This window comes from Bavariicoccus seileri WCC 4188, assembly GCF_000421665.1.
Classification (GTDB): Bacteria; Bacillota; Bacilli; order Lactobacillales; family Aerococcaceae; genus Bavariicoccus; species Bavariicoccus seileri.
In genome coordinates this window covers 18,976-29,646 of record NZ_ATXL01000027.1, presented here as the reverse complement: position 1 = coordinate 29,646, position 10,671 = coordinate 18,976, and the positions used below count along the sequence as shown (strand labels likewise).

Here is a 10,671-nt window from a genome sequence, read left to right as displayed (position 1 = left end):
ACACAAGTTTCACATCAGAACTTTTGACCTCTGGCACTTTTTTAAGCGCCCGATGGATTTCATCTGTAATAATATCTGCGAGAGGACAACCCATTTAAATGTTGATATAGCAATGTTTTTTGAGGTTTGGCAAGTTACAATAAAATAAATAAATATTTCACTTTTCATACCTTGTGTCTATTATACCAAATTTAGCTGTTTTTGTGTAGAATCTATGTGGGGTACCCAACAGGATTGAGGGGTAATGTTCGTGTTTTATCATTATTATATATTGTATTTTGTGAATGTCCAAATTATAACTTTTATGCACAAAAAAGAACTACTTTTCAGTAGTTCTAAAACCTAAATTTTAAAACCAATTCTAAGCTCTGCTATCAACTGCATATTTTTTAGTTATGAACTCTTCGTATTCATCTACAAATTTTTCTGGGTTTGAGATTGCTAACTTAGCCTCTGAGAATAAATTACATTCAATAACCTTTCTAATTGATATTACAGTTTTTGAATCAATTATGCGAAATCTCCCATCTCCTGCATCAAAGAAAAGTGATTCCTTATTCCCATTAAAAGAAATATCACCTATAAAAATGTAGTTTCTAACAGATTCTTGTATTAATAAATGAAACGGTATATCGTTTTCAATTAATATTTTGTAGTCGTCAGAAGTCTCGTTTATTATTTGTTCTAACTCTTCACCTTGTTTAATAAATAACTCATCAAACTTTTTTCTATACCTATTGATATTCTCTAGTTTTTCACTTGATATACTGCTTGTCATTTGCTTATCCACTCCTTATTTTTTATTTCAATTATATTCTATCTGTTAATAGAGTGAAAAGCAAAAGTATTCACAATGAAAACTGCACAAAAAAAAGACCAGAGATAAATTTATCTCTAGTCTTATTCTTACAAGTAATATATCTTCGCTACTTAGTTGACTAAAAAACAATTTTCTAGTGAAAATCAAGAATACCCAACTTTTCAGTTGAGTCTTATAACTTTACTAGATTATTGTTGTTTTTCATCTAAACCTTTTGTATATAATATAGCCTTCGCTTCTAAAATTTTAAAGTCACAACAAAAATTTACATAATATTTATCCTTATCAAATACAGACTTACGATAAACAGTTTCAGCTTTATTGTGAATTTTATCGTTTATAGCTTTCATAAAAATTATTTGTTTACTCATCATCTTATGCTTAGATATACTTAAATCCAATACTATAGGTAGCAATTCGCTGTTTGGTACAGGTATCATATTATTAAACAAAAGATAACCTAAAGGATTATTTAAGTTTCCTAATTCAAATAATCTAATGACAATCCTGTCTCTTTCTTTCATTCTTTTATCTTTAGTAGGATTCTTTTTTGAATAACTTGATAAAGGAACAAAATAATTAAAATTGTTTTTTACTAAAACAATCCCAACATATGTACTAGCATTATCTTTGTATTGATAATGAACTTTACTATCAAATTTACGCAAATATTGTACATACTCATCCTTAATAGTATAAAAGTGAAAAGAACTGTCCATATAATCTCCTTAAATAAAAAGGACTGCTCATTAAGAGCAGCCCCTATCAATTCCAACTATGGCTTGGATACTCCAATTTTATCAACTGCTGACTATGGCTCAGCTACTCCATTTTTATCAATTACCAACTGTGGCTTGGCTACTCCATCTATACTCATAGTATACTATAAGCTTAAAATCCAGTCAATAGTTTTGATCCGCTTTTGATCTGATTTCCCATTCTGCATCTTCAGCGTCTAATCTTCTACACTCTTCTTCATAAGCTATTTTAAACTCTTCTGATTCTTCAGATCGTTGTTTGATATATTCCTCGATTTGGCTCAATCTCAATCTTCCTTCTTCAGTCTATTTGAATGTTCCCCATGAGCTAGTGCGCTTACCATTTTTAGAGTTTCCTGTTGCCATGTATCTGCGTTTACCGCTTGAACTTACATAACTAATCCACACATAGCCACCATCATGTTTGAACATGTCATAATAGACTTTTTCGCCTTTATGATATGTAGCAACTACTTTACCGCTTGTAGATGCTTTGTCTCTGACATTAATAGTAGTATTAGGTGTGAAACTTGCTTTCTCTTTAATCCAATTAGTAGATTTAGCAGGTGCTGGCTTAGGTGTCTTAACATTCAACTTTTGATTAACAAGTTTTTGAATAGCACTAGCATCATACCCAGCCTTTTTTAGTTTAGCTGTTCTGTCTGTTCCACTACCCCATTTACCTGCGATTACTTCATTAACAATTGTGTTATTAGACTTTTTAGATGGTTGTGGTTTAGGCTTGCTTTGATTTTTTAATCTATAAACATACCAACCCATGCTATAAGGACATGTACTTGCTTCATTGTCTACATACACACCGTTTCTAGTGCTGCTTTTCCAAGTACAATGTATAATCTGTGTATTGCTTATAAAGATTACAATATGCCCAGCTGCTCCACCACTAGCACCTTTTTTACCAAAAATAACTATATCTCCTCTTTTAGCAGTCCATGATTTGTTTGTGGCAATGTTTTGAAAACCATTCTTTTCCAACCATGAGTGCATACTATCAGTGTTTAACACCCAACCTGCATTGCTTGCTCCACCGTTTCTTAAACCTTGATAGATAGTTCCAGAACAATCTCCAGTACCATCTGAGCCAGTCCTTGAACCAGTCATAGAGTATCTAATACCTCTGTTTTTTAAAGAGTACATGTAATTAATAGCCGTTTCCATATTTATTCCCATTTCATTCTCTCCCTCTTTAAAACAAAAAACACACAACTTTTACAGTCATGTGTTCTTATCAGTAATATTTAATTGTGCTTATTGTTCTTTGTTGTATTGCTTGTTGCTGTAACCAATCAAACCACCTAAAAATGCCCCTGTGGCAGTGATTATAGTTACTACAACTGTTGTTTGATCCCAGTTTAAACTAGCGCCTATTGCACCTACAAAAGTGGCTAAGCTAGGTACTAAATACACGACAATCCATTTTAATGTGTCATATGCTTTATTACTCAACATCATTATTTTCTCCCCTTTGATTGTTTGGTAAATCCTTGACTTTGTTGTAAATGGTTTCACCTGTGCCATTTCCGCCCAGTGCTTTGTACGACTTAAATAAGTAATCTAAATCATCTAAATCATCAAAGCTAATCCATCCATCATTTAAATATTCACTGCACATCTTGTATATTCGACTATGTAACATTGCTACCATGCCATCTTCAATATTTTTAAAACGGCTTTCAGTGTTGTCTGCTATCTTTTTTTTAGCTTCTGCTTTATCTTTCATAGCTTTAGTGATAACGCTCAATCCCTTCCAAAGGATCGTAAAAACTCCCATTCCAAAAATAGAAAGAATTACACTATTTACTTCTAATAATTTATTTAACATCTGCCTCTGATCACCGCCATCTCGCCACAAAATAAAAAGACCAGTTTTCACTGATCTCTTAAAACTTCTTACTTTATAAAATTTGAGTTTTACAACTCGTTTATAATCTCTTCAACCACTTCATACAAATTGAAAACTTTAGGAACATTGTCTAGTGTTCTCAATTCTCTTTTAATTAAGAACACATAACTCTTCACAATTGCACTATCTTTTGTAAAAGTCATTCTTGTCCCCCTCTTAACAATTCGCTGATCATTGTCATCATTTCTGCTTGTCCTTCTGCTACTTGAACACGCAATTCCTCCAACTTCTCCACATTAAACGGCTCAGGAAACAAATCTTTCTTAATCTCCCCCAACACATACGCTTGTTTTTCTTCCCCATTCAATTTCTTCCAAGTCGCTTGCTCAACTTCCAAGTAACCAGTCATCGATTTTAGTCTAAATAATGCATCGCAACTAAAAGTAATCAATGTCATTGGTGCTTGTCCTTCAAAAAATGTATCATTTTCTGATTGAATCTTAATCATTTATTTTCACTCCTCTTACTCTACTGGCCAACACAAACTAATATTCAGCCATGAGCCTTTTTTTAAAGTTGAATAGCTACCACCATTTTGATACCTACTAATCTGACAATCTCCACTACTATTAACTTCTTGGTAAAAAGTATTTGTACCAGTTCCTTGCCCATAATTGGGTGATTTATGTGGCGGTCTATGTTGTGAAGGCACATTGGCAAAAACTATGTTATCTGTACCACCTGACCAATCTCTATCATTTTTCATAGTTCCATAAAGATAACATGTTTTGTTTTCTCTTCTAAACCATAACCTTTGACCCGATGAGTAGTCCCCAAAGCCATTTCTGAACCAACTGCCAGGCATACCCTGTGGGGCAACATCATTCACATCAGTAGCAACCTTACACCACTTAGTCCACCTTTCTGTCTCTCTCCAGTGTCTAACATAAGTGTTACTGGTGTAGCTACAAATAAGTGTTTGACTAAATCTATAGGCACCTAAGTTACTGTTTAAGATAACTCCATACCCTTCAGGCACCCCACTAAGTGTATTCCCTTCAGTAAGGCTAATCCCACTAAGATAGGCACTTGCCCCCGCATTTCCATCAGTAACATTAGACTGTGGATAAAGGCTTCCATAAACCTTTCCACTCAAATAGATGTCTCCACCTACATCCAAAGCACCTTGTTCATGAATCTTTCCTATGCCAATACCAATGTTCCTTCGAACTGTTAAGATTTTCTTAATAGTTCCTATGCTAGTCAATCTTTGCGTGTTACCTAACTTGTCCGTCAAGTTAACTCTTATATCATAAGACTTGGCAACATCATAAGATCCAGATATATTAGCTGTGACATCAAAACTTGTTCCAGTCTTATAATTATATCTATTTGTCCATGAGTTCCTTCCTTTATCAGAAGTATCAACCCACAAATTATAACTATTCTTTCCGTTCAGGCTCGATATAGAACCTTTTGCTTTAATTTGTAGTGTTGTTCCTGCGCTAAGTCTTGCGATACTGAAACTATTTAGTTGTGGAGCAGAGTAAGCATAAATGGTAACACTAACATTTTTCCATGCGCTCCATCTACCTCTAGAGTCTTTAATTCTCGTGCTTAGTGTTTTTGTACCAGTTACATTGGTTATTCCAGAGAAATATTGCCATGTCGAGGAAGATGTGGTAACCGTTGAACCATTAGGTGAAACGAACTGTCTTTGGGTTGTACTTGACCCATAAACACCATTACCACCGTTATTATCAATTCTGATGTCAGACACACCTTGAATAAATTGATTACTAGCATTCATTAGGTTTCTTGAAATGTCATTTCTATCGTAAGCTGTGATTGAGTCCACAGTAGGAATTACAGAGCTAGGGACATTACCAGTAATGTAATATGTCTTTGTCCCTATCTTTTTGTCACCACTATAGGTATCAAGCCAGATTGTCGCTTTCTTGCTTGTAGAATTAGGAATATTATTCATATAGGAGTTAGGCAAAGTCCAAGTGAAACTTGTACCACTTCTCTTACTCATCATATTCTTTGAGCCAGCACCCCAGTTCCCGTTAATAATATGTTGGAATCTTGAACTCGCTCTTGAAATACTAAAAGTAACCCTATCTCCGTAATTCATACTTGATTTGCTGATTGACATACTAGATGCTCTAGGTATAGTAGGAAGGCCATAGGTGCCAGAAACACTACCTGTATTAATAGGGTAAGGAGCTTTAGTTAAACTAAAGTTATATCTAATACTTTTTTTCCCATCTGAATTATGGCCAACCCACAATCCGCCTCTTGCTAATGTATGAGAAGTCTGTTTGTAAACATTGATTAAACATGCTTTGTTGTTAACTACTTTTGAACCATTAATTGTACAGTTAATGTACGATGTTGGGTTTTCGTACCAGTTATATCCAGCAACACGATATGCATAGACTTCCCAATTAACATATGTTCTATTGTTATTAATATCATAATTACCATGTTTAATCCTAATACCTATACCAATATTTGACATTCCTCTGGTATAAGTTGACCATGAATTTAAACCCATTAATTATCACCCATCCATTCTAATGACAAAACATCTGGTTGATCTGGGCTAAGCTGTGTCCAAATATGTTCAGACACCTGTAAGCTACTTACAAATACCCCTTTGTCAATATATAGTAATTGGTCTGTGATATACATTACTTCAGACCCACCTTGTATCATAGATATTTTATCGTTCGTAATTGAAAGTTTTGTTGTGCTATCTGATTGCCCAATATCAATTCTTCCATCTATAAATTGAATATATTTTCTAATCACATCAAATTGCTCTGATGTATTTCCGTCTAGGTCATTTAGTTGGCCAGTTAAATCCTTAAATGAAAATGTAAAATCTTCCGATGTTTGTTTTAAAGCCGTTGATGTTTGTTCAACAAAGTCTCCGTAATCAGAAGATGTAATATAAGACTCTGATACCGTTGATAATATTTCACTAGATGTTTGTTCAATTGAGCTTGTTAGCTCTTCTCTAACATTATTGATATTATTGTTTAAAGAATCTTTTGCATCTTCAATTTGATTAAACGCATCTTCAGAAGCGGCCACCCATGGTGTGGCTTTATTCCCTGCTCCCACATACCACTCACATAAATCTAAGTAAAAATCATTCAATCTAATGCCCTGAGTGAGCAATTGGTGTGGACTGAATCTTAATAAATCTACACTTTTACCAAGATTAGGGTAGTAGAGTGTGAACTGTTGCCAATCTTTTGTGACATGAATTGACTCAGGTTTGAGTAAAAGTCTCTCTTGGTCTGAGTACACTACCCATTGCATCATACTAAAGTCTACTTCTTGACTTGCTCTAGCCTTGAAATGAACCGCTATAGAGCCTTTGTTGACTATTGAGTCTGTTAGATAACCTTCTCCTATTGTGTTTGCTAGAGCCATTTGAGTGTGGTCTAGGGCGTATTCTGATGAGTTAGGGTAATATGGGGTGGCTTGTGAGCCTTCTTCTACTTTTACCTCACCAAAGAGTAGCCAAGCCTCTTTTCCATCAGTGCTACCATTATTATCAAATCTGATAATACAAGATGTGTCTGTGGAGTTGGTTTTAAATGTTACAGAGTATCTATCAGCTGTACCTGTGGTTAGCCTTTTGTTAGATATGACTGCTCTTGCATTATCAAAATCAGCTGTTGACCCACTAGCTCTACTTAGCCACTGAATATCCATGCTAGATACATTACCACCAGCTAAGCCCATGAATGACACTGTGTAAGTTGTATTTGGCTTTATGTCAAACCTTGTTGTGTTATCAGAGGTTAATTCTGCTGTATTAGTAGTTCTGATTAAGAAGCACTCTTTTTGACCGCCATAATAGTTAGAGTGCTTAGTGGTAACTATGCTAGTCCCTGCCCTTGACCAACCATTTATAGCCCCTGATATGCTTTCAGGGTCAGAGTTTTGTAGCAAGTTCTCACCAACACCCTCTGGTATCCAACCGCTGTAAACATCTCCACTAAAGCCATCTGAGTCCCTTTGTGCTCTTATAAAGTTTCTTGTTCCTTCTATTTGAGGTGAGAGAAAAATAGGGTTTTGGGATGGGGTGAAGTCCTCTGGGGCGGGAGAGTAAACAGGGTTGTCTATTATGCCCTCTTCAACTTTAATGTTTCTTAGATAAATCTCTGAGCCTGAAACTTCATTAGTTAAATAGAAAATTAAAGCCCCAGTAGTAGCACTGTGAGTACCTTGTATGACAAACTTTTTCCATGTGCTACTTAAAGAGCCATTGTCACCTTTTGTTATATCGGCATTTTCCATGAAAACGGCTCTCATACTACCTTTTCCCTTAGCCACAAAGCTAACAGTAAACTTATCTCCAACTTTAGGTATAACTAAAAAGTTACTTTTGCGTATATACCAACCAAGGTCATATACATTGTCAGTATTTTTCCAGTATTGGCATCTATATCCATCTTCTGTGACAAAAACTGAGTTAGGATTACCTACACTACCCCGTGGTGGTACTTTATCATCTATGAAAGATGTATTTGGAATTAGGTTCCGCCCACTTGACTCATTCACATAAGGAGTTGCGGTTGAGTTTACCTCTAACTTGTCACACTTAGCTTGAAAATTAAAACTACTTGATGTTGGGTTCTCATATCTTGTATAACAAGCTTCTACAGAATAATCCCAACCACTTGGAATTGTCCATGTTACCGTTGACCAACCCTCTGTACCAGCCGCAATAGCATTACCAAATTGGCTTTGCCTTGGTTCAAATTCAGAGGTGCTCCTTAATTGAATCCTTGCTTGGACACCACTTGTAGCATTGCTTGGAACAACTAAGTAAACACTATAGGTTAAAGTATCTCCTGCTTTAATACCTAATGGGGATAGGTTAATTCTGGATTTTCCAAAGTAGTAACTAGGCATAGTGTAAGTCTTTAACTCACTACTTGTACCCAACAATAGATTCCCACCATTATCCCATCCATAAACATTACTTCCTGTGATAGGGCTTGTAGAGTCTTCAGAGAGAAGGGTTTGGGAGTTTAGGAGGAGGTTTCTGGTTGAAGGAGTAAGGGAAATGATTTTTTCGTTGGTTTCTGAAACGGTTTGTTTGAAGCCATCGACGGTTTGAGAGAGTTGAGAGAGTTTTTGGGTTTGGGTGTCTAGTGATACACCTAAATCATCAACATCTTGTTGTGCTTTGTCGGCATCTTGCTGAACGCTATTTACTGTAGTTTTTGTTGCATAAGTATTAGCAACAGTAGTTTTAAATCCGCTTAAATCTTGTTCTGCACTACTAACTTTAGAATCAACTTCACCTAGCGCATTTTTAGTAGCATACTTTTCTGATACTGTTTGTTTAAAGCCAGATAAATCTTGTGTCGCTTGTGTAATCTTATCTGTTTGTGTTTCTAAAGCATCTTTTGTTGCATAAGTGCTTTGAACAGTAGACTTAAAGCCATCAACATTTTGTTCTAACTGTGTGATTTTACCTGTTGTGCCTTCGACATCATCTTTTAAGTTAGCTACCGTTTGCTTAAAACCTGTTGAGTCTTGTTTGAGTTGAGTAATGTCTTGACCATTGTCGTTAACTTTAGTCACTAAAGATGTAATTGAGTTGCCTTGCTCGTCAACTGTATGTGATACTGTATCAACATCTGTTTTTAACTGAGTAACTTCTTTATAGCGTTCATTAGCTTCTTCAGTAGCTTGTTCAACATTTTCACTAAGTTGTTTAGCATCTTCTTTAATTTGTTCAACATCAATTGCTATTTTGTCGCCATCAATTTTAGAAAACGCATGAACTTCGCTAGGTTGTGTCGGAACAATTTTAACCCAATTTTCAGTCTCTGGATCATAAATTCGAGGTATATCAACACCAGTTCCTTCACTGTTAGATGTATCAATCCAAATGACATTAATCGTTTTTTCTGGCGCTGTTGCTTGTGCTAAGTACTCAGCTTTTAGATCTACATCTTTTTGCATATTAGCAACTTTATCTTTAAGTGTATTAGCTAAGTCTTGTAAGTCGCTACTAATTCGACCCTCTTGAATCAGATAATCTCCCAATGTTGCTTCAGCATTTTCAATTGCATAGTCATATTTAAGTTCTAATACCCTTGCAGATAAATACAATGTGCGTTGTTCATCTACAAGTTTAATAGTGTCACCAATTTTAACTAAAGCTGGGAAGTGAACAATTTCAACTTTGTAGTTAACAGCTGGCTCACAACGCTTTTTCAAATCAGACAATGCACTCTTTAATATTTGTGCTTGTGACTTGCTTTCATATTTAACATAGCGTTGTATATGATGGTGTAGAGGGTTAGGGTTTTCGTTGGATAATAAACGAGACCATAATTGCACTGATTGTGTATCTCGTAAAATACCGTCGGCGTTAAGTGTGAATCGTCCATCTGAATCAGTCCACTTATAACCTCTTAATGTGACATTCTTTTTAGTCTTTTCATCTTCTCCACCGATTGCTTTGATAGATGTACATAAATCATAAATGTCAGTTGTTGTTACAATCTTTTCAATTTCTTTATTGACATAAAGCGTGACATTGTCATCTGTACCTCTTTTGCGATAGATATTAATATATCTGTGAACAACATCTAAACCATTGACATCAAAAGAGAAGTCTAATTCAACATCAAAGCCTTTGGCAACTGATAAGATTCTTCCTAATGCAGTATCATCACTTTCCCAACCTGTCAATTTTCTGCTTAGGTTTGAAGCTTCATTTCTACCAATTTCCCAACCGCTATCCCAAGTGTATTTGTTAATATATTCAGCGATAGTATATTGCTTATCTGGCTTATCTTCAGCAACTACTTCATTAATTAAGTCGATACCTGCATCATGACCTGCAATGTCAATTGTGCAACCAACTGGATCAATCTCTTGCGATTCGATTGTGATAAATACTGATTGATTTTGTCTATCTTTATATAGAATATAATTACCAACTTTAGACATTTCATCAGCTTTGTTCCAGTTTTCAATTGTTCTTTTATTTTCATCAATCGTTATTGTTCCTGTGAATGATCTTGCTGCTTCTTCGATAGATTGAACATCTTGAACATCTTCAAAATAAATTGGAGTATCGTTAGTTGTTGCTATAACGCTAATCAGATTAAACTTGCGATCTGTTAAGTAAAAATTAGTCATGTTTAACTCCTTTCAAAAAAAATACATATAAAAAAGAGAGG

General features: G+C 35.1%; 10 protein-coding genes and 1 pseudogene. All 11 read right to left on the bottom strand.

Going from position 1 to position 10,671, the window contains the following annotated elements; genetic code table 11:
• A pseudogene (locus H541_RS12985) lies at positions 1-94 on the bottom strand (metal-sulfur cluster assembly factor); the annotation flags it as partial.
• Positions 95-361: 267 nt separating this feature from the next.
• Positions 362-778: a hypothetical protein gene (locus H541_RS0106915; protein WP_022796599.1), complete on the bottom strand. Its 417-nt coding sequence runs from the start codon at positions 776-778 to the stop codon at positions 362-364.
• 230 nt (positions 779-1,008) lie between these two features.
• Positions 1,009-1,539 (bottom strand): type III toxin-antitoxin system ToxN/AbiQ family toxin, encoded by a 531-nt coding sequence (locus H541_RS0106910; protein ID WP_022796598.1) that lies wholly within the window; start codon positions 1,537-1,539, stop codon positions 1,009-1,011.
• A 183-nt stretch (positions 1,540-1,722) separates the two neighbouring features.
• Positions 1,723-1,863 (bottom strand): hypothetical protein, encoded by a 141-nt coding sequence (locus H541_RS13215; protein ID WP_022796597.1) that lies wholly within the window; start codon positions 1,861-1,863, stop codon positions 1,723-1,725.
• A gap of 21 nt (positions 1,864-1,884) precedes the next feature.
• Entirely contained in the window at positions 1,885-2,769 is an 885-nt protein-coding gene (locus tag H541_RS13210) for a peptidoglycan amidohydrolase family protein (protein ID WP_022796596.1), read from the bottom strand.
• Positions 2,770-2,847: 78 nt separating this feature from the next.
• Positions 2,848-3,051 carry a holin gene (locus H541_RS0106895; RefSeq protein ID WP_022796595.1) on the bottom strand — a complete coding sequence of 68 codons (204 nt, stop codon included), beginning with the start codon at positions 3,049-3,051 and terminating at the stop codon, positions 2,848-2,850.
• Positions 3,038-3,472 carry a hypothetical protein gene (locus tag H541_RS13770; protein WP_022796594.1) on the bottom strand — a complete coding sequence of 145 codons (435 nt, stop codon included), beginning with the start codon at positions 3,470-3,472 and terminating at the stop codon, positions 3,038-3,040. Before H541_RS13770 ends, H541_RS0106895 begins: the two co-directional genes overlap by 14 nt.
• Positions 3,473-3,510: 38 nt before the next feature.
• Positions 3,511-3,645, bottom strand: a complete 135-nt coding sequence (locus H541_RS13720) for a CD1375 family protein (protein ID WP_022796593.1) — start codon at positions 3,643-3,645, stop codon at positions 3,511-3,513.
• On the bottom strand, positions 3,642-3,950 hold the full coding sequence (locus H541_RS0106880; protein WP_022796592.1) for a hypothetical protein: 309 nt from the start codon (positions 3,948-3,950) through the stop codon (positions 3,642-3,644). Before H541_RS0106880 ends, H541_RS13720 begins: the two co-directional genes overlap by 4 nt.
• Before the next feature lie 15 nt (positions 3,951-3,965).
• Complete coding sequence (locus H541_RS0106875) at positions 3,966-6,002, bottom strand: DUF859 family phage minor structural protein (RefSeq protein ID WP_022796591.1); 2,037 nt, start codon at positions 6,000-6,002, stop codon at positions 3,966-3,968.
• Positions 6,002-10,630 carry a phage tail spike protein gene (locus tag H541_RS12800; protein WP_022796590.1) on the bottom strand — a complete coding sequence of 1,543 codons (4,629 nt, stop codon included), beginning with the start codon at positions 10,628-10,630 and terminating at the stop codon, positions 6,002-6,004. The genes H541_RS0106875 and H541_RS12800 overlap by 1 nt, the downstream gene beginning before the upstream one ends.
• Between the last annotated feature and the right edge of the window lie 41 nt (positions 10,631-10,671).